The following is a 20,538-nucleotide window of genomic DNA, read 5'->3' as shown; positions in this document are numbered from 1 at the left end:
AAGTCCCGGAAGTCTTTGATTTTTAATAAAAAAGCATCTGGTTTAAATCAAATTGTATGTCAATAAAAAAACTGAATGTTCCGCTTAAAGAAGCTTTGGAAAGACTAAAAATTGAAAAGCTGCTTCCTTTTCAAAAGCAAATTTTACCCAAAATTAAAAGTGGAAGGGATTTATTTATCGTAGCTCCAGAGGGTTCGGGAAAAACTACGGCACTTGTAATTAGTACCATTCAGAAATTAGATAGTGCGGCATTTGAAGATGCTCCAAGAGCATTGCTTTTTGTGCAGGACAAAGAGGCTGCCCTTGCTTTGGAGGAAGAATTCGACAAATTCACTAAACATATGGATTTGCGTGTATATAGTGCCTACGATGCTCCAGACATCAGTAAACAAAAAGATGATATTTATGCCGGTGTTGATATTGTTATTGCTACTCCTAAAAAGCTATTCAAGCTTTTTAAAATCACCGGTATTAATGTAAGTCAGTTAAAAGTTCTTGCCGTAGAAGACGCCGAATTTTTAACTAAGAACAGTGATTATAACGATCTAATTAGAATTCCCCAGCATATTTCAAGATGTCAATATTTGGTTTTTGCATCCAATATGAGTCCAAAAATAGAACGCTTAAAAGATTCTTTTATGGCTCGTGCAGAAACGCTTAGGCTTAAGGTATAATAGTTATTTTGTATTTTAGAATATGCGAAAATTTATAAGCTGCTATATTCTAATTTTCTTCAGCGTGAGTTTACACGCCCAGGATCTTTCTAAACACCAATGGAAAGACCGTCTCATTTTAATTATTGCTTCAAAAAACAACCAAAAATTTCAACAACAATATAAAGAACTTCAAAAAGAGCCTGAGGGCTTAAAAGAACGAAAACTGGTGATTTACCAAATTCTACCCGAAAAATATAAAACTGGCTTTAAGGAGAAAAACTGGAAAAAATCAACCGAACTCTTTGAAGCATATAATGGTAAAAAAAGTGATTTTCGGGTATTGCTTATTGGTTTAGACGGCGGTAAAAAACTGGATCAAACTAAAATGCTTTCAGCAAAAAAACTCTTCAATATTATAGATAGTATGCCCATGCGCCAGGCAGAAATACAAAAAAACGAACAGTAAACTACCTCGGGGGCGGCACCAATAAAAAACCTTAAAAAACTGAATTTCAGAATTTAATAAGGTTTTTCTTATATTTAATGTAAACTAACTATCTTGAAATAGGCTTAGAGAGAATTTACTCAAAGGTTTAAATCTCGATTATCAAGCTAATATGCAAAAATCCTGTTTGGAATGTGGCGAAAAAATGGTGGGGCGTGTAGATAAAAAATTCTGCAGCGATTACTGCCGCAATTCCTATCACAATAACCGCAACAAAGACAGGAAAAACCTTGTAAGGAATGTAAACAACCAACTGCGTAAAAATTACCGCATTTTAGAGGAATTTAATCCAAACGAAAAAACCACGATTCGTAAAAATAAATTACTATCTCGTGGTTTTAGTTTTGAATATATTACCAGTATTTATACTACAAAAACAGGAAAAGTCTATTATTTTGTGTACAACCAGGGCTATCTCCCTTTAGAAAACGACGTTTATGCGCTGGTAAAACGCAATTAAACCTGGTGCCAATTATTTCCTTTTAATTTTACTGCTGCCCGCAAAACATCACTCTGACTAATTTGCCCAACCAGCTTTCCGTTTTCTACAATGGGAAAACGTCTAAAACGCTTTTCAATAAAGAGTTTAGCCGCATCCATCACATTCATATTAGCATCTATGGTATCTACATTGCAAGTCATTCGCTTTCCAACAGTAGCATCATCTAAAGGCATATTGTAATACCGGCTGTCAGAAATTTGTTTCATACAATCTCCTTCAGAAATAAGACCCAATAACCTATTATTATCGTCTACAACACACCCACCAGAGATCTTATGCTTGGTAAGTTTTTCGGCAACATCCATAATATTCTCATGCTCCTTAAAAGTTATAAGCGAAGTACTCATATAATCCCTAACCAACATAGGCGCGCTTTTCGGTTTTTCCGGCGCTGCCCTTTTTCCCTGAAAACTTTTAATACCCATAGCCCAATTTTTTGATTACTAATAACTTAAATATAGGTAAAATTTAATTATTTTGAAAGCTTACTTAGCGGTGCTACGATTCCTTAAAATCTTAAGTATCTTTAAACCCTGTGAAATCTTTTGTTCTTTTCTGAATTATGCTGAAAAATATACCTCGTTTTTTCTCATTTATTTTTATTGCTGTTGCAATTTGGTTTAGTTTTTACAGCAGCCAGCCAAAAACTATTGAAGCTGAAGACGCTCTAGAAAACACGTTTTCAACCCAACGCGCTTTTAAACACGTTGAAGCAATAGCCCAAAAACCACATTACGTAGGAACCGCATCACATAGTCGTGTTAGAAATTATATTGTGTCCCGCCTACAGGAAATGGGTTTACAGGCGCAAACCCATGAAGATTATACCCTTAATAAACATGGCGTATTGGTTCGCCCTCAAAATATCATGGCCCGTATAGAAGGCAACGGAAACGGTGAGGCTTTAATGATTATGACGCATTATGATAGTAATCCGCATTCTTCATTGGGAGCCAGCGATGCCGGCAGCGGTGTGGGAACAATTTTAGAGGGAATACGCGCTTTTTTAACCGAAAACCCAAGCCATAAAAACGATATTATCATCCTGTTTACCGATGCCGAAGAATTAGGTTTAAATGGTGCCGAACTTTTTATAAAAGACCATCCCTGGGCTAAAGATGCAAAACTTGCCCTTAATTTTGAAGCTCGTGGTAGTGGGGGCGATTCCTTTATGTTTCTGGAAACCAACACAGGTAACGCCGGACTCATAAAAGCTTTTAAAGAAGCTAATCCCAAATTCCCTGTTACCAATTCACTGGTCTACAGCGTTTATAAAATGTTGCCTAACGATACAGATCTAACGGTTTTACGTGAACAAGGCAATATCCCTGGGTATAATTTAGCGTTTATAGACGATCATTTTGATTATCATACCGCAACAGACACTCCCAAAAATTTAGATAAAGAAAGCCTGGCACACCAGGGCAGCTACCTTATGCCATTGCTTCAGTATTTCAAAGATGCCAATTTGAATGAAGTTAAATCGCAGAAAGAAGTATTGTTCTTTAATCTTCCTGGCGGGGAAATTATTAGTTATCCATTTTCATGGATTTTTCCAATGCTTATTCTGGCTTTTATCTTATTTTTTGGTCTCTTGGCTTATGGGTTTTCTCAAAACAAACTTGATTTTAAAGAGATTGCAAAGAGTAATATTCCTTTTATTGTAAGCCTTGTCTTCTCTGGCCTATTGGTTTTTCTTTTTTGGAAGCTTCTCCTCTACAGCTATCCGGAATATTCAGAGATGGAACATGGCTTCACCTATAACGGCTATTATTATATCGCTGCATTTGTTTCACTAAGTTTATTGATTGCCTTTTTTAGCTATTTTCGATTTCGACATATAGAAAACAAGGCAAATCTATTTGTTACCCCCCTATTCTTCTGGCTACTGCTTTGTACTTTACTCGCTTTCTTTTTAAAAGGTGCGGCCTATTTTATTATCCCCGGCCTATTTGCCTTGTTACAATTTTTTATAATGCTACGGCAAGAATCGCCTAACTCATTGTTGATGGCTTTCTTAAGCCTTCCGGCTATCTTTATTTTGGCACCCTTTATAAAAATGTTCCCGGTAGCTTTAGGCTTAAAAATCTTATTTGTTTCGGCTTTGCTTAGCGTATTATTGTTCCAACTTTTATTGCCGGTTTTCGCCTATTTTAAGAGTAATAAAAAAATTGCGGTATTCTTCTTTCTTCTGTTTAATATCCTTTTAATTACCGCTCATTTTAAAGCCGATTTCACCAAAGAACATCCAAAACCCAATTCCCTGGTGTATCTTTTTGATGCCGATAAGGATAAAACCAATTGGTATTCATACGATAAAATGCCCGATGAATGGACGGCTTTATACTTTGGAAAAGAGCCTCTAATTGCTCCTTCCGAAAACAACACATTTAGCAGTAAATACAAATCAAATTTCACCTGGCGTAACAGTGCACCAAAAATTAAACTGAAATCGCCCGGCATAATTTGGAAACAAACCGATTCTACCCCGGCCTTTAACTCCTATTCCCTAAAAATAGCTACCAACCGCAATGCCGGGAGAATAGAACTCTTTGCTGATAGGGAAACAGATTTTGAAAGTTTTAAGGTAAACGGGCTTGAGGCTGATTCGGTGGCACTTGGCAATAATAAATTTCATATTCATACCCGAAGATGGCACAACCGGATTTTAACTTATCACGTTTCAGGCAGGGATACTTTACAATTGGAATTCAGTTTAAAGAAGGATAAAAAACCTCAATTTACACTTTATGAGTCTAGCTACGATTTACTTGAAAATGAAGCTTTAAATGTAAAACCAAGGCCAGAGACTATGATTCCGAGACCCTTTGTACTAAATGATGCTGTAATTTTTAAGAAAACCATAAGTCCTGAGTAGAATTTGGTTTTGTAGCTTTGGGTTAAGTGGTTTTTTGCCCCGAATACACGAATATTTTTTAAGATCATTAAAATTGTTTAAATATTTTCCAGGTTTCGTCAAGCTAAACTTGCCCGTGTGTTTAGGTGGGCTTGTTTCAGCTTCTAACATGTTCTTAGTTTAAAACAAATTAGATCCTGAAAATAATTCAGGATGACGTTCCATCAATCTTCAAATAGCCTATCAAGAGAACTATTAATTATGAATATATCTATACTAGGAACCGGTTGGCTGGGATTGCCACTAGCAAAAAAACTAAAAGAAGAGCATACTGTAAAAGGCTCGGTAACCGGCAGGGAAAAAATGCAAAAGCTACGGGAAGCCGGGATTACACCTTATCAGATTAAAATTTTTACAGAAGGTATCCAGGGAGACCTTACTTCTTTCCTTGCCCATTCTGAAATTTTAATTATTGATATTCCGCCGGGATTACGCAGCGATCCCAAAGCCGATTTCGTAGGAAAAATTGGGCGAATCATTGATTATATTGAAAAATCTCCTATTGAAAAAGTGCTTTTTGTAAGCTCTACTTCAGTTTATAAAGATGAAGAAGATATACCGGAATATACCGAGGAAAATGAAGCCAACGGAATTTCAGAAGCGGCGAAACAACTAATTTCTTCTGAAAAAATGGTATTAAAAAATAAGCATTTTCAAACCACCGTCATTCGGTTTGGGGGTTTAATTGGCCCGGGAAGGCATCCTGTAAATTTTCTTGCGAATAAAACCGGCATTAAAAACCCAAAGGCACCTATTAATCTTATTCAACAGATAGATTGTATTGAAATTATAAACCAGATCATCAAAAAAGAAGCCTGGGGAAAGATCTTTAACGCTGCTTATCCCGACCATCCAACCAAAGAAGATTATTACACGAAAACCGCAAAGGAAAAGAATTTAAATATTCCCGACTTTGACCAAAATGGAATTTCTAAAGGAAAAAAGATTAGCTCGGTAAATTTGAAGGAAGTTTTAGATTATGAGTTTAAGGGAACTATTTAACAGCATAGATTGCGAAAACAAGTTCAGAATGTGGGAAGTTCTTAACCACCCCGGCCTATCGGCCACCCCTCCTTAAAAAGAAGGGAAGCTTAAATTAAAAATTTGGCCAAAAAACAGGTCTATGATTAAAATAAAATATCGTCGATGAAACAGGGTCCAAATAAAGAAAACAAAACTAAAGCTCCTTCCCTTTCTAAGGAAAGGTGGAATTACGGAAGGGTTCAGCCACCCCGGGCTATCCCAATTCTCCATAAAAAAGAATACTCCAACTTAAATTTTGACGCTAAGAAGCTTTCTCTACCTCTTCTTCTTTCGCCCTAAAGTCTAAAGGTTCCAAAACTTTTAATGCACTTTCAATAGAAGTAATTTTATCAAAAGTTAAGAGTAATCTCAGGCCATTTCTGGTTTTCTTCTCCTTCATAGTACATTTATGCCTATGGGATTGCACATATTGCAACACTCTGGTAAAAGTTTTGGTTTGATAAAATCTGGATTGTTGATCGGAAATAAAGTAGCCCACCAGCTTGCCTTGTTTTAGGATAATTTTTTCTATACCTATAGCAGCGGCAATCCATTTTATACGTACACTATTCAATAAATCTACTGCCTGTGCCGGTAATTCTCCAAAACGATCTACAAGTTCAGCTTCAAATTTTAGCAATTCTTCTTCCGAAGTGATTTTATTAAGCTGCGTATATAAATTTAGTCTTTCTGTAATATTATTGATATAATCATCAGGGAATAAAATCTCAAAATCGGTATCTATTTGCGTATCCTTTACAAAGGTTTTATCCTCTATGTTTTCTGCTTCGTTATACAATTCCTGGAACTCATTTTCTTTTAATTCTTCAATCGCCTCATTTAGGATTTTTTGGTAAGTATCAAAACCTATTTCATTGATAAACCCGCTTTGCTCACCGCCCAGTAAATCTCCAGCACCCCGAATTTCCAAATCTTTCATCGCGATATTTATCCCACTCCCAAGATCTGAAAACTGTTCCAGTGCGCTCATTCGTTTCCGGGCATCTTCGGTCATTACTGAATATGGCGGCGTTATAAAGTAGCAAAAAGCCTTTTTATTGCTTCGGCCTACCCTCCCCCGCATTTGGTGAAGATCTGAAACTCCAAAGTTGTTGGCGTTATTAATAAAGATAGTATTTGCATTGGTTACATCCAGTCCACTTTCTACAATAGTGGTAGAGACCAAAACATCAAATTCGCCGTTTATAAAACTCAACATCAACTTTTCCAGCTTCTTACCTTCCATTTGCCCATGTCCCACACCAATCTTAGCATCGGGCACTACACGCTGAATCATCCCGGCAACTTCCTTAATGTTTTCAATCCTGTTATGGATAAAGAAAACCTGTCCGCCCCGCTGAATTTCATAAGAAACAGCATCCCGAATAGTTTCTTCGGAAAACCGTATCACATTGGTTTCTATTGGGTACCTGTTGGGCGGAGGGGTAGTTATGGTAGATAAATCTCTTGCTGCCATTAAACTAAACTGAAGCGTTCGCGGAATAGGCGTTGCCGTTAAGGTTAAGGTATCTACGTTTTCCTTTATAGTTTTTAGTTTATCTTTTACCGACACCCCGAATTTCTGTTCTTCATCTACAATTAAAAGTCCGAGATCCTTAAATTTTACAGCTTTGTTTACTAATTGGTGCGTACCAATTATAATATCTACTTTTCCACTTTCGAGATCTGCGAGGGTTTCCCTACGTTCTTTGGCTGTTCTAAACCTATTTAAATAATCTACGGTGACCGGAAAATCTTTTAAACGTTCTGAAAAAGTTTCATGATGTTGAAAAGCCAATATGGTGGTGGGTACTAAAACTGCCACCTGCTTGCCGTTGTCTACGGCTTTAAAAGCTGCCCGAATGGCCACCTCTGTTTTTCCAAATCCAACATCGCCACAAACCAACCTATCCATGGGCCGTTCGCTTTCCATATCTTCTTTCACCGCCTGGGTGGCAGTACTTTGGTCTGGGGTATCTTCATACATAAAAGAGGCTTCCAGCTCGTGTTGTAAATAAGAATCGGGGCCAAATGCAAATCCTTTTTGCAATCGGCGTTTTGCATACAGTTCAATTAAATTATAAGCAATATGCTTAACCCGGGCTTTGGTCTTTTGCTTAAGTTTCTTCCAGGCATTACTTCCCAATTTAAAGATTTTGGGCTCCTTACCATCCTTCCCGTTATACTTTGAGATTTTATGTAAGGAATGGATGCTGAGATATAAAATATCACGCTCACCGTAAAAAAGCTTAATGGCTTCCTGCTTCTTTCCTTCTACATCAATTTTTTGCAGGCCTCCAAACTTCCCAATTCCGTGATCAATATGAGTAACATAATCGCCTACTTCAAGATTACTCAATTCCTTGATGGTAATTGCCTGTTTTTTGGCATAGCCATTCTTTAGATGAAACTTATGATAGCGCTCAAAAATCTGGTGATCTGTATAGCAAATATTTTTTCCGGTTTCATCTATAAAACCCTGGAACAAAGACAAAGCGACGGTTTGATATTTCACGATACGGTCCTGGTCGTCGAAGATATCGTGAAAACGTTTGGCTTGCTGTTCACTTACACAGAAAATATAATTGGTGTACCCGTTTTCCTGGTTTTCAATTAAGTTATCAATGAGTAAATCGAATTGCTTATTGAACGAAGGCTGAGGTGTTGTTTGAAATTCTATACTTTTTTGAGGCTCTAGATACGCCTGGTTACTCAATTCTACCACAGAAAAGAGCTCCAACTGACTTTTAATTAACTGTCCGTTACAGAACAGCTCTTTGGGCTCGCTGTGTTTCACTTCTTCAGAGAGTTTTTGAAAAGCTTCTTCGGCCTTACCAAAAAGTTTATCGGCCTGTGCTGTAAGCAAATCAAGGTTTTTTACAAAAACCACTGTATTTTCAGCAATATATTTTAGAAAACTCTCCCTGATTTCGTCCAGGTGCTTGTTTTCAACATTAGGCATTACCGAAATTTTCTTCACTTTATCTGTAGAAAGTTGGGTCTCTACATCAAAGCTTCGAATGCTATCTACCTCGTCTCCAAAAAACTCGATACGGTAGGGCTCGTCGTTACTAAAGGAAAAAACATCTATAATCCCTCCACGCACAGAGAATTCTCCCGGTTCGGTTACAAAATCTACTCGCTTAAATTTGTATTCAAAAAGTACTTCATTTACAAAATCTATAGAAAGTTCGTCTTCAACAGATATTTTAAGGGTACTGCGATCCAGCTCTTTGCGGGTTACTACTTTTTCAAATAAAGCGTCAGGATAGGTAACAACAATCGCCGGTTTCTTTCGTGAATTAATTCGGTTTAAAACCTCGGCCCTTAAAAGTACATTTGCATTATCGGTTTCTTCAATTTGATATGGGCGCCGGTAACTGCCGGGATAAAAAAGCACGTTTTTTTCTCCAACCAATTGCTCGAGATCGTTAAGATAATAAGCGGCTTCTTCCTTATCATTAAAAATTAGCAAAAAGGGTTTTTCTGCCTCTTTAAATGCATTAGCAGCAGCGAAAGAAAAGGCAGAACCAACAAGACCTTTTAATTGAATTTTAGTTCTAATTTTTTCTTTTTTGTCCTCCTGAGCAGAGTCGAAAGAGGCAAGGGATTTCCTCAATTCCTGCTGTTGCGGGGATTGTGCAAAGCTCTGGGCGATCATAGATGTACTCATTGGCGCAAAGATAATTGCAGAAACATTGTCCCGCAACCTCTCAACATTTTTTTAACGTTAGTGGGTTTATACTTTTTTCTTTGCGGGATCTTGCCATGTATTAAACACAGAATAAACAATTACCTCACTTTCCAGAACTTCGTAGATAATAATATACGGGAAACGCTTAACTACAGCTTCCCTAAATGGTTTTCTTTTTTGCGAAAAATGAAGCAGATAATTTCTAATCCACCTAAAATAAGAAGTAAGATGATCTAAAAACAAATCGCCCAGCCCATTTTGTTTTCGCTCATAATAAAGAAAAGCTTCCATTACTTCTAACTGAGCTTCCTCTTTAATTATAAGTTTAAAAGTCATTTCTTCAAAGAATTTTTAGCTCTTTGCTGCACTTCTTCCCAGGAATAGGATTCACTTTTCTCTTTTAGATGATTCAACCTACGCTTATCCATTTCCTGGTAATCTGATTCGGAGAGAACTGAAGAGTCGTTATTTTCATAACTTTCGGCGAGAGAAAGCATCATTTCTAATAGACGTTCATCTGCTTCTTCAACATATTTCAGGACCGTTTTTTTTAACGCTATTGTTTCCATAATCAGAATGTTATTGATAATATAAAATTACAAATTTTATACTTTAGAACTTTTAAAGTTTCATCCATTTTCCACTTTTACCATTTCCATAACAGCAAATGCAACTGAAGATGGCTAATTTGCTATGATAAATAATTATTATGGGATTTGAGCATTTTGATGTATTTGTAATAGGAACAGGAACCGCAGGCAAAGGCGTGGCCAAAGACTGTGCAAAAGCCGGGTGGAAAGTAGCTATAGCCGATAATAGGGAATATGGCGGCACCTGCCCTAACAGGGGTTGCGATCCTAAAAAAGTTTTAGTAGGCTTTACCGAAATTATCGATAGGGCTCAAAAAATGAAAGGAAAGGGAATTACAAAAACACCTCAGGTAAGCTGGAGCGAACTTATGGCATTTAAAGAAACTTTTGTAGATGCCATTCCTGCCGCTACCGAAAAAGATCTTACCGGTTTGGGCATAAAAATGTATCATCAGTCCCCAAGATTTTTAGATAAAAACACACTTTCGGTAGAAGGAAAAACGGTAACAGCCGATAAAATTGTAATCGCCACCGGCCAAAAACCGATGCCTTTAAAAATACCCGGGGAAGAACATGTGCTATTAAGTGAAGACTTCCTGAAATTAGAAAAATTACCGAAAACCATGCTTTTTATAGGTGCCGGCTATATTGGGATGGAATTTGCCCATATTGCTGCAAGATTTGGGGTGAAAGTTACGATGATGGATTTTGCACCGCGACCACTTTCCAACTTCGATAAAGATATGGTAAACTATATTCAACAGGTTTCAAAAGAAGACCTGGGCATCGAATTTATTTTTAATGCTGAAGTAAATGAAATTGAAAAACTACAAAAGAACTTTAGGGTGAAGGCGATGCAAGATGGAAAAGAAATTTCAGCAAAAGCCGAAATAGTTTTTAATACTGCGGGTCGTGTACCATCTATAGACGATTTAGCACTGGAAAAAGGCGAGGTCGCTTTTAGCAACAAAGGGATTACTGTGAACGAATTTCTTCAAAATACCACCAACGAGAATGTGTATGCCTGTGGTGATGTTTCGGCAAGTCCCGGCTTACCGCTAACCCCACTTTCTTCGCAGGAATCGAAGATTGTTGCAGCAAATCTTCTAAACGAAAAAGCATCTAAAAAAACAGATTTTCCGCCTCAACCTACCGTGGTATTTACCCTCCCCAAATTAGCTTCGGTGGGGCTTTTAGAAAAAGAAGCAAAAGAACAGGGCTACGATTATACTCTAGAGCATAAATTGGTTCCAGATTGGTTTAATCCCAAGCATATCAATGAAAAAATATATGCCTACAAAACATTAGTAGACAATAAAACCGGACTTGTAATTGGGGCTCACCTGGTTGGCCCTGAAGCTTCAGAAATCATCAATATGTTTGTAATGGCTATGTGTGGCAAACTGGATTGTGAGACTTTAAAAAAGATGATTTTCACGTATCCCAGTTGGGGAAGTGATATAAAGGGAATGGTGTAAAAATCTCTCGCAAACAGCTAAAGATTGTTAGTTAATCGCGCTTAATTAATTTATACATCGGGTTTGTCTCTTTATTCAACCAACCGTGGTAAATAATATTTGAAAAAATGGCAATTGCACCTATTAAAGCTGAATAAGCAATGAGGGGAAACTCCCCATAATGCCTAAAATAGATTGCAACCAATGCCCAAACCCCAACAGCGGCAAATTCACGCATATTTCTTCGCCAAATGATTGCAATGTTTAGAAAAGTCGCCACAACAATCATCACAACCGTCCAAATTTCCTCTCCAAAAAAAGGTGCCGTCCATTCAATTTTAGCTAAATAAGCTGAAACATTAGCAATACTGGCCACAGCTATCCAACCCGAATAAAGACAAATAGGCCACCAGCTAAACGCCAGAATTTTTAGGGGAGCATCCCAACGCTCCATATTGGTGTTCAAAATCACCTTTATTAGTGCAAAAAGGATTAAAAACATGAACAAGACCGAGATTCCGGTAAACTCATACAACCAAACAAGTACCCAGCCGGCATTGGCCAGGTTGGCAGTTAAAAACCAATAACCTGAATCCCTTAAAAACTTTAAATCTTCTTTAGCTGAAAAGGCCTGATAAACCTGATATCCGGAAAAGGCCAAAAGCGAAAGAAAGATTATTCCCCAAATAGCAAAAGCATAACCTGCCGGAGTAAAAAGGTTGTAATATTCGGCGCTAAGACTTCCCATTGTATTGCCATTAATAATTCCTGTTTGGGAAATATAGCTCACTGCAATGATTAGGATTACCGAGATAAAGTTCAATATTGCAAGTCGTTTTTCCATTTTTAGGTGTTTTCTATTAAAATTACTTCATTTTGTGTAATCGCGTATGCTTTTTCCCCATCATTTAGCTTCATCAAAAAATTCCCTGTAAATTCGCCAAAAGCAGGAAAAATAAATTGATCTATTTTTCGGAAAAAACAGGGCAGTTTGAGGCTTTGCTTTCCTTTTCCGTTAAGTTTATAGGCCGGGTGAACATGACCGCACAGGTTAAAGAAACCTTCCCTGGTTTCGGGGTGATGCGTAAGTAAAAAATCTTTCAATTGCCATTCTGAATGAATTTCCACACCCAATTCTTCATATTTTAATGGAGAAATTATATCGTGATTACCAGCTATTAGAATCACCTTAGCTTCTACAAACCCAAGCCAGTCTTCAAATAATTTCCATTCACTATTAAGATCACTATGAAAAAGATCGCCTAAAAAACAAACAACTTTGGGCTGAAACTTTCCTACAACTTCGCTTAATCTCAAAAAATTTGCGTGAATTGCCTTATGAGGCACAGCACTTCCAAATTTCCTAAAATGCGAAATCTTCCCTAAATGAACATCGCTAATAAGGAGAATTTCTTGCTCCTTCCACAAAGCAGTACCGCTTGGATGGAGTTCAAAGCTTTGGTTTTGGAGGTTTATAGTCATTGGTTTATTTGAGTAACGTAATTAAAAAATCGGCATTCTGAAGTTATTTCAGAGCCTGCCCCGATTATTTTTCCGGGGATCTAAAATGTTGATAATTAAAAACAAGATAGAAGTTGAAACGAGTTCAGCTTGACGTAATCAGGCTTTTCAGACAAACCTGGTGTTATAATTTATGTAAAATCTCAGCTGCTTTTTCCAGGGTTTCGTCTGTTTTGGCAAAGCAGAAACGCAGCTGTTTATGATCTTTTCCATTTTTATGAAATACAGAAACCGGTATGGTAGCAAGTCCATGTTCGGTAATTAATCGTCTTGCAAAATCAACATCAGGCTCATGGGTGATTTTTGAATAATCCATTACCTGGAAATAGGTTCCTTTGGAAGGAGTTCCTTTAAAACCTGAACCTTGCATTAAGTCGAAAAATTTATCCCGTTTTTGCTGATAAAAATCACCTAATTGCAGGTAATGCTCAGGTTTTTTCAGGTACTCTGCAAAAGCATGCTGCATAGGATGATTTACACAAAATACGGTAGCCTGGTGAAGTTTTATGATTTCTTTCATTAAAACTTCGGGAGCAACGCAGTAGCCCATTTTCCAACCGGTATTATGAAAAGTTTTCCCAAAAGAAGCACAAATAATCGCTCTTTCAGCTAAACCAGGGAATTTTGACGCACTTTCATGTACTTCATCATCGTAGATAAGGTGCTCATAAACTTCATCACTTAATAAGATAATATTGGTATTTTTAAGCAATGCTTCCAGCCGCTGCATATCACCTTTTGAAAGTACCGTACCTGTGGGGTTATGTGGAGTATTAATTATGATCATCCTAGTTTTGGAAGTGATTTTTGCCTCAACTTCCTGCCAGTCTATTTTAAAATCTTTTCCTTTTAGTTCTACTAAAACAGGTTTTCCTCCGGCTAGTTTAATATCGGGTTCGTAAGAATCGTAAGCCGGTTTAAAAACAATCACCTCATCACCGGGGTGTACAAAAGCAGTTATAGCGCAATATAAAGCCTGGGTTGCACCAGCAGTAAAAACAATTTCTGAAACATCATCGTATTTCTTGCCGTAGAGATTTTCAATTTTAGAAACTATTTGCTCTCGCAACTCCGGGATACCACTCATTGGCGGATATTGGTTATAGCCATCTTTCATCGCTTTACAAACCAAGTCTTTTAAATAAGTATCGGTTTCAAAATTTGGGAAACCTTGAGAGAGATCTATGGCTTTATGCTTTCTTGCAAGCCCACTCATTACCGAAAATATACTGGTTTTCCCGGCTGGAAGTTTTGAGGGAAGGTTTTTAAAATTTGGCATGTAGTCAATTTTCAAATAAGTTGCATAAAAAATCCCAAATTCGAAAAGAATTTGGGATTGATTTGTTCTTATTTAAGGAAGTTTTATCCTTTGGTACTGGCCGAAAGATATTCACGGTTCATACGTGCAATATTGTCTAAAGAAATTCCTTTTGGACATTCAATTTCACAAGCTCCCGTATTACTACAGTTTCCAAAACCTTCCTCGTCCATTTGCCTAACCATGGCCTGAACACGCTCAGTAGCTTCTACCTGACCCTGAGGTAGCAAGGCATATTGAGAAACTTTTGCCGAAGTGAAAAGCATAGCACTTGCATTTTTACAAGCCGCTACACAAGCTCCACAGCCAATACAGGTTGCTGCGTTAAAAGACTCATCGGCTTTTTCTTTTTCTACCGGAATCGTGTTGGCATCTACGGTGTTTCCTGATGTATTTACCGAAACATAACCCCAGGCCTGCTGAATTCGGTCAAAAGCACTCCTGTCTACAATAAGATCTTTTACTACCGGAAACGCCTTGGCTCTAAATGGTTCTATATAAATAGTATCTCCATCCTTAAAAGAACGCATATGCAACTGGCAGGTAGCGATTAGTTTATCAGGCCCGTGAGGCTCTCCATTAATTTGGAGTGAACAAGAACCACAAATTCCTTCACGACAATCGTGATCAAACTGAATAGTATCTTCTCCTTTCTCTACCAACTGCTCGTTAAGTATATCCAGCATTTCAAGAAAAGACATATCCCCGTCTATCCCATCTATAGGATAATCTACCATTTTTCCTTTAGCCGTGGCACTTTCCTGACGCCATATTTTAAGTGTTAACTTCATAATCGTTAAAAGTTAAGTGTTAAAAGTTAATAGGATTTATCTGCTTTTTTCAGATAATTAATATAGCCATTCAAAACAACTATTCCTTCTTCAACTTTTTTCTTTAATTTTTCAAATTTTTTCTCGTCAATATACTGTTCATCCAGTGCAGTGATTAACTGATCCTTTATTTCATAAAGCGAGCCTCTGGAAACTCTACAGAACTGGATATTTTCCTTAAAATGAAATCTTCCATACCCTTCAGCTAAATTATGAGTTACCGATCGAGAAGCCCTTCTCATTTGGGAAACCAATTCAAATTTTTCTTCAGCAGGAAATTGTTTAATAAGTTGAGAAATCTCCATTCGAATAGCCCTACCTTTTTGCCAGCAGACTAAATCTTCGAATGATTTTATCTTTTCCATTAACAATTAACCATTCACTATGAACTTACTTGTAACTTCTTGTTTTCAATTCTATATTTTCAAATACCAGGTCTTCTTTGTGAAGAACTGCATCTGCGGGTTTTCCTTTATATTCCCAGGCAGCAACATATTTAAAGTTTTCATCGTCCCTTAATGCTTCTCCCTCTTCGGTTTGGTATTCTTCCCTAAAATGCCCTCCACAAGATTCGTTTCTATGCAAAGCATCTTTAGCAAATAACTCACCTAACTCAAGGAAATCTGCCACACGTCCGGCCTTTTCAAGTTCTGCGTTCTTAGAAGTAGCACTTCCGGGAACTTTTACATTCTTCCAGAAATCTTCTCTTAAAGCAGCAATTTCTTCAACAGCTTCCTTTAATCCCTTTTCATTACGAGCCATTCCGCATTTGTTCCACATAATCAAACCTAATTCCTTATGATAGGAATCTACAGATTTGTTTCCGTTGGCATTCATTAACTTCTCGATACGTTCTTTTACGGCCTTTTCGGTTTCCTCAAATTCAGGAGAATCTGTAGAAATTGCTCCGGTACGAATATCATCAGATAAATAATTACCAATAGTATAAGGCAGCACGAAATAACCATCTGCCAAACCTTGCATTAATGCCGAAGCACCAAGCCTATTGGCGCCATGGTCAGAGAAGTTGGCTTCTCCTGCAGCATAGCAACCGGGAATGGTTGTTTGCAGGTTATAATCTACCCAAAGACCACCCATAGTATAGTGAACAGCCGGGTATATCATCATTGGGGTTTCATATGGGTTCTGGTCTACGATCTTGTTATACATATCGAAGAGGTTTCCATATTTTGCAGCCACAACTTCTTTTCCAAGTTTTGTAACTTCTTCTTTCGAAGGGTTTTTATGTCCCGAAGTAAAAGCTTTTTCTTTTCCGTAGCGTTCAATAGCACTAGAGAAATCAAGAAATACTGCCTGCCCGGTTTTATTAACTCCAAAACCGGCATCACAACGCTCTTTAGCCGCTCTTGAAGCCACATCACGTGGTACAAGGTTACCAAAGGCAGGATAGCGACGCTCTAAATAGTAATCTCTTTCTTCTTCTGAAAGCTCGGTCGGTTTTTTCTTCCCTGCCCTTATAGCCTCAGCATCTTCTTTTTTCTTAGGCACCCAAATTCGTCCATCATTCCTAAGAGACTCAGACATCAATGTTAATTTAGACTGATGATCTCCGGAAACCGGAATACAGGTTGGGTGAATTTGTGTATAACAAGGGTTGGCAAAATAAGCTCCTCTACGGTGTGCTCTCCATGCAGCTGTTACGTTACTTCCCATCGCATTTGTAGAAAGGAAGAATACATTTCCGTAACCACCGGAAGCCAATACCACGGCGTGTGCCGAGTGGCGCTCAATCTCGCCGGTAACCATATTTCTGGCAATTATTCCACGCGCTTTACCGCCTACCAATACCAAATCCATCATTTCGTGACGGTTATAAGGCTTGATTTTCCCACGGTTAATTTGGCGGTTCATTGCCGAATATGCTCCCAGCAACAACTGTTGTCCTGTTTGCCCTTTTGCGTAAAAAGTACGGGATACCAATACTCCTCCAAAAGAACGGTTGTCAAGATAACCACCATATTCGCGGGCAAAAGGAACTCCCTGTGCCACACATTGATCTATAATATTTCCTGACACCTCGGCAAGACGGTAAACGTTTGCTTCACGAGAGCGGTAATCACCACCTTTTACGGTATCGTAAAACAAGCGATAATCTGAATCTCCATCGCCCTGGTAATTCTTAGAGGCGTTAATTCCTCCCTGAGCCGCAATAGAGTGTGCACGTCTTGGAGAATCCTGATAACAAAATGTTTTTACATTATAACCTAACTCTGCAAGGGTTGCAGCTGCAGCTCCTCCTGCAAGTCCTGTTCCTACTACAATAACGTCTATATTACGCTTGTTGGCAGGGTTAACAAGATCGATATTGTTTTTATGATTGGTCCACTTCTCTGCTAGAGGCCCTTTAGGTATTTTTGAATCTAAAACTGACATAAATCTTACTTATTAAAGGTTATTAATATAGTGAAAAAGGGCTATAAAAATAAATCCTAGCGGTATAACGATTGCATAAGCTTTGGTGAATCCTCTAAGTCCTTTGGCATATTTATTTCTCCATCCCATAGACTGAAAAGAAGAAGAAAACCCATGATAAAGGTGTAGGGCCAAAAATACAAATGAAACCACGTATAATATTGTTCTAACCGGGCTTTCGAATTTCGCAACCAACTCACCGTAATAACGAGTTGCATCTTCGGGATGAGACTCTACGTATTTGTGTATCATTTCCGGAAACCAAAAATCGTAGAAGTGAAGTGCTAAAAAAGCTAAAACTACAAGGCCTGAGTAAATCATATTTCTTGATACCCAACTTGAGTTCTCATTTCCGGCAAACTTAACATACTTAACGTTTCTTGCTCCACGGTTTTTCGCCTCCAGGACAAAACCCATTATAAAATGGAAAATTACCCCAAAAATCAATATGGGTTGCAATAAAGCCTGCACAAAGAAGTTGGTCCCCATAAAGTGGGAAACCTCATTAAATACGTCTTTACTAAATACCGAAATAAAATTGATGCTAAAATGCTGAGCTAAAAATAAGACCAGAAATAGTCCCGATAAGGCCATAGCAAATTTTCTTGCTATGGTTGAATTTAGAAATCCACCCATTGGTTTGATAATTTTATAGAAATTTAACAGCAAAAATACACTGCAAATCACTTACTGACAAACTTTCAAGCCTGTTTATAGGGCTATTTAGAATAAATATAAGTAAGCGATAATTTTGTTGAATATCATTATTTGCATTTCCTATATTACCAAGAGCTAAAACCTTTAGCTAACCAATATGTCTCATAAAGTAAATGCAGTTTTTTGGTAGAATTCAAAGAGATGCCGCTTCCACAATTCACAAACTATGTTAAGATTAAATCACCCAACGAAGATCGGTAATGTTTAAATCTGAACTACCGGGTAAAAACTTCGTAAACTACTTCGGGACATTACACTCTTAGGCGTACCAATAAAAAAGCTACCTGGATTCAGGTAGCTTTTTAGTAAACTATCTCGAGGCAAACTTCGAGGTATTATATTATTTGACTGTGCCAATAAAACCTAAGTTTCAATTGGATTTACCAATCTTTTAATAACTATCGGAGTGAACATTGGCTACTGCTCTACCCGATGGATCGTTCATATTTTTAAAAGACTCATCCCACTCTAAGGCAGTTGGAGTACTGCAAGCTACAGAAGGTACAGAAGGTACCGATTTTGCTGCGGCATCGCTTGGAAAATGATTCGCAAAAATAGTACGGTAATAATATTCTTCCTTGCTAGATGGTGGCTGAATTGGGAATTTAAAGTGTGCATTTTCAAGCTGTTCATCACTTACCTCTGCATTCACCAATTCTTTAAGAGTATCTATCCAACTATAACCAACCCCGTCAGAAAATTGTTCTTTTTGTCTCCAGGCTACACTTTCTGGCAAATAATCTTCAAATGCCTTTCTTAGCACCCATTTTTCAATGCGTTCGCCGGTAATCATCTTATCCTTAGGGTTTATTCTCATGGCCACATCCATAAACTCTTTGTCCAGGAACGGAACACGTCCTTCAATTCCCCAGGCAGAAAGAGATTTATTTGCCCGCAAACAATCATATTGATGTAATTTATCTAATTTTCTAACGGTCTCTTCGTGAAATTCTTTAGCATTGGGAGCCTTATGGAAGTAAAGATACCCACCAAACAATTCATCAGATCCTTCACCCGAAAGCACCATCTTAATCCCCAAAGATTTAATAGTTCTAGCCATTAAATACATAGGCGTAGACGCTCTAATAGTAGTTACATCATAAGTTTCTAAATGGTAAATTACATCTTTAATAGCATCCAAACCTTCTTGAATGGTAAATTTCACCTCATGATGTACTGTATCTAAATGATCGGCTACTTTTTGAGCAGCAGCAAGGTCTGGCGATCCCTCTAAGCCAATGGCAAAAGAGTGTAATCTTGGGTACCAGGCCGCATCTTTATCGTCGCTCTCTATCCTTTTTTCAGCATACAGTTTAGCAACTGCTGAAGTAATTGAAGAATCTAAGCCACCCGAAAGCAATACACCATACGGTACATCACTCATTAATTGACGGTGCACCGCTCTTTCAAGAGCCTCCTTTAAATCTTCAATACTGGTTTCATTATCCTTTACGGCATCATACTCCATCCAGTCACGCTCATACCACTTTTGAAAACCTTCTTTCTTACTTGATAGATAATGCCCCGGAGGAAATAATTCAATCTTAGCACATTTCCCTTCCAAAGCTTTTAATTCTGAAGCCACATAAAAAGTTCCATTTTGATCCCAACCTATGTATAAAGGAATAATCCCCATATGGTCGCGAGCAATAAGATACTCATCATTTTCGGCATCATAGATAGCAAAACCAAAGATCCCGTTTAATTCATCTAAAAAGCTATCGCCTTTCTCTTTATAAAGCGCAAGAATAACCTCGCAATCAGATTCTGTTTGAAAATTATAATTTGGAAATTGACTTCTTAAATCTTTATGGTTATAGATTTCCCCATTCGCAGCAAGTACAAGCTGCTTATCTTCAGACAGTAAAGGCTGTCCTCCAGAAATAGGATCTACAATGGCCAGTCGCTCATGCGCCAAAATAGCTTTTTCATCACTATAAATTCCACTCCAGTCCGGGCCACGATGCCTTAAACTTTTAGCCATTTCTAATATCTGAGGTCTTAAATCTTCAGACCTTGCTTTTAAATCGAAAGCACAAACAATTCCACACACAATTTTAAAGTTTTAAGTATTAATGTTGAAACAAATATTGAACTAATATTTCATAAAAAAAGCTAATAAATCACATTTGATTACAAATGAAAATCAAAAAACATAAATTAACTTCATATTAAAAAATAAACCCAGCAATAACTACAATTTAATTTCAACAGTAAAAATTTTGGAAAACGCTTAATAAATCACCTGTAAAATTGAAGCCCAAAAACCAATAACCAACTCTTTTTCAGCTATTAAAACCTGTATTTTCGAATATTATTTCTTATAAAAATCACAAAAGATTTACAAAAGAAAGAATAATCCCAGCATTTCCCTT

General features: G+C 37.5%; 18 protein-coding genes. 6 read left to right on the top strand and 12 right to left on the bottom strand.

The features are described 5' to 3' along the window. Positions 1 to 56: 56 nt before the first annotated feature. The 3 genes from GUB10_RS03705 to GUB10_RS03695 all read left to right on the top strand — a co-directional run bounded on the left by GUB10_RS03705 (position 57) and on the right by GUB10_RS03695 (position 1,621). Positions 57 to 674, top strand: a complete 618-nt coding sequence (locus tag GUB10_RS03705) for a DEAD/DEAH box helicase (RefSeq protein ID WP_193710099.1) — start codon at positions 57 to 59, stop codon at positions 672 to 674. Between the two features lie 64 nt (positions 675 to 738). Continuing rightward, entirely contained in the window at positions 739 to 1,122 is a 384-nt protein-coding gene (locus GUB10_RS03700) for a DUF4174 domain-containing protein (protein ID WP_193710098.1), read from the top strand. A 151-nt stretch (positions 1,123 to 1,273) separates the two neighbouring features. Beyond that, a complete protein-coding gene (locus GUB10_RS03695; RefSeq protein ID WP_193710097.1) occupies positions 1,274 to 1,621 on the top strand; it encodes a hypothetical protein in 348 nt (115 codons plus the stop codon). Here the strand turns inward: GUB10_RS03695 and GUB10_RS03690 are convergent. Further along, complete coding sequence (locus GUB10_RS03690; RefSeq protein WP_193710096.1) at positions 1,618 to 2,088, bottom strand: CBS domain-containing protein; 471 nt, start codon at positions 2,086 to 2,088, stop codon at positions 1,618 to 1,620. The two genes, GUB10_RS03695 and GUB10_RS03690, sit on opposite strands and share 4 nt — an antisense overlap. A 137-nt stretch (positions 2,089 to 2,225) precedes the next feature. Between GUB10_RS03690 and GUB10_RS03685 the strand changes: the two genes are divergently transcribed. Further along, on the top strand, positions 2,226 to 4,541 hold the full coding sequence (locus GUB10_RS03685; RefSeq protein ID WP_193710095.1) for a M28 family peptidase: 2,316 nt from the start codon (positions 2,226 to 2,228) through the stop codon (positions 4,539 to 4,541). A gap of 240 nt (positions 4,542 to 4,781) precedes the next feature. Further along, positions 4,782 to 5,582 (top strand): NAD(P)H-binding protein, encoded by an 801-nt coding sequence (locus GUB10_RS03680; RefSeq protein WP_193710094.1) that lies wholly within the window; start codon positions 4,782 to 4,784, stop codon positions 5,580 to 5,582. Positions 5,583 to 5,865: 283 nt separating this feature from the next. Here GUB10_RS03680 and mfd read toward each other — a convergent pair whose 3' ends face one another. From mfd to GUB10_RS03665, 3 genes are all read right to left on the bottom strand, one after another. Continuing rightward, positions 5,866 to 9,276 (bottom strand): transcription-repair coupling factor, encoded by a 3,411-nt coding sequence (mfd, locus tag GUB10_RS03675; RefSeq protein ID WP_193710093.1) that lies wholly within the window; start codon positions 9,274 to 9,276, stop codon positions 5,866 to 5,868. A 66-nt stretch (positions 9,277 to 9,342) separates the two neighbouring features. Further along, entirely contained in the window at positions 9,343 to 9,633 is a 291-nt protein-coding gene (locus GUB10_RS03670) for a type II toxin-antitoxin system RelE/ParE family toxin (protein ID WP_193710092.1), read from the bottom strand. Then, positions 9,630 to 9,866 carry a hypothetical protein gene (locus tag GUB10_RS03665; protein WP_193710091.1) on the bottom strand — a complete coding sequence of 79 codons (237 nt, stop codon included), beginning with the start codon at positions 9,864 to 9,866 and terminating at the stop codon, positions 9,630 to 9,632. Before GUB10_RS03665 ends, GUB10_RS03670 begins: the two co-directional genes overlap by 4 nt. A 140-nt stretch (positions 9,867 to 10,006) precedes the next feature. Between GUB10_RS03665 and GUB10_RS03660 the strand changes: the two genes are divergently transcribed. Further along, a complete protein-coding gene (locus tag GUB10_RS03660; RefSeq protein WP_193710090.1) occupies positions 10,007 to 11,365 on the top strand; it encodes an NAD(P)/FAD-dependent oxidoreductase in 1,359 nt (452 codons plus the stop codon). 31 nt (positions 11,366 to 11,396) lie between these two features. Here the strand turns inward: GUB10_RS03660 and GUB10_RS03655 are convergent, their stop codons facing one another. From GUB10_RS03655 to asnB, 8 genes are all read right to left on the bottom strand, one after another. Continuing rightward, a complete protein-coding gene (locus GUB10_RS03655; RefSeq protein ID WP_193710089.1) occupies positions 11,397 to 12,188 on the bottom strand; it encodes a tryptophan-rich sensory protein in 792 nt (263 codons plus the stop codon). A gap of 2 nt (positions 12,189 to 12,190) precedes the next feature. Then, positions 12,191 to 12,826 carry a ligase-associated DNA damage response endonuclease PdeM gene (gene pdeM / locus GUB10_RS03650; RefSeq protein ID WP_193710088.1) on the bottom strand — a complete coding sequence of 212 codons (636 nt, stop codon included), beginning with the start codon at positions 12,824 to 12,826 and terminating at the stop codon, positions 12,191 to 12,193. A 163-nt stretch (positions 12,827 to 12,989) separates the two neighbouring features. Further along, positions 12,990 to 14,144: a methionine aminotransferase gene (locus GUB10_RS03645; RefSeq protein WP_193710087.1), complete on the bottom strand. Its 1,155-nt coding sequence runs from the start codon at positions 14,142 to 14,144 to the stop codon at positions 12,990 to 12,992. An 83-nt stretch (positions 14,145 to 14,227) separates the two neighbouring features. Then, positions 14,228 to 14,974 (bottom strand): succinate dehydrogenase/fumarate reductase iron-sulfur subunit, encoded by a 747-nt coding sequence (locus GUB10_RS03640; RefSeq protein ID WP_193710086.1) that lies wholly within the window; start codon positions 14,972 to 14,974, stop codon positions 14,228 to 14,230. A gap of 26 nt (positions 14,975 to 15,000) precedes the next feature. After that, on the bottom strand, positions 15,001 to 15,378 hold the full coding sequence (locus GUB10_RS03635; RefSeq protein ID WP_193710085.1) for a four helix bundle protein: 378 nt from the start codon (positions 15,376 to 15,378) through the stop codon (positions 15,001 to 15,003). Positions 15,379 to 15,403: 25 nt separating this feature from the next. After that, positions 15,404 to 17,407 (bottom strand): fumarate reductase/succinate dehydrogenase flavoprotein subunit, encoded by a 2,004-nt coding sequence (locus GUB10_RS03630; RefSeq protein WP_193710084.1) that lies wholly within the window; start codon positions 17,405 to 17,407, stop codon positions 15,404 to 15,406. Positions 17,408 to 17,419: 12 nt separating this feature from the next. Then, on the bottom strand, positions 17,420 to 18,082 hold the full coding sequence (locus GUB10_RS03625) for a succinate dehydrogenase cytochrome b subunit (protein WP_193710083.1): 663 nt from the start codon (positions 18,080 to 18,082) through the stop codon (positions 17,420 to 17,422). A 472-nt stretch (positions 18,083 to 18,554) separates the two neighbouring features. Further along, positions 18,555 to 20,216 (bottom strand): asparagine synthase B, encoded by a 1,662-nt coding sequence (gene asnB / locus GUB10_RS03620; RefSeq protein WP_193710082.1) that lies wholly within the window; start codon positions 20,214 to 20,216, stop codon positions 18,555 to 18,557. Between the last annotated feature and the right edge of the window lie 322 nt (positions 20,217 to 20,538).

The sequence above is a fragment of the Salegentibacter sp. BLCTC genome, from assembly GCF_015143665.1.
Classification (GTDB): Bacteria; Bacteroidota; Bacteroidia; order Flavobacteriales; family Flavobacteriaceae; genus Salegentibacter; species Salegentibacter maritimus.
This window is presented reverse-complemented; position numbering and strand designations above follow the sequence as displayed.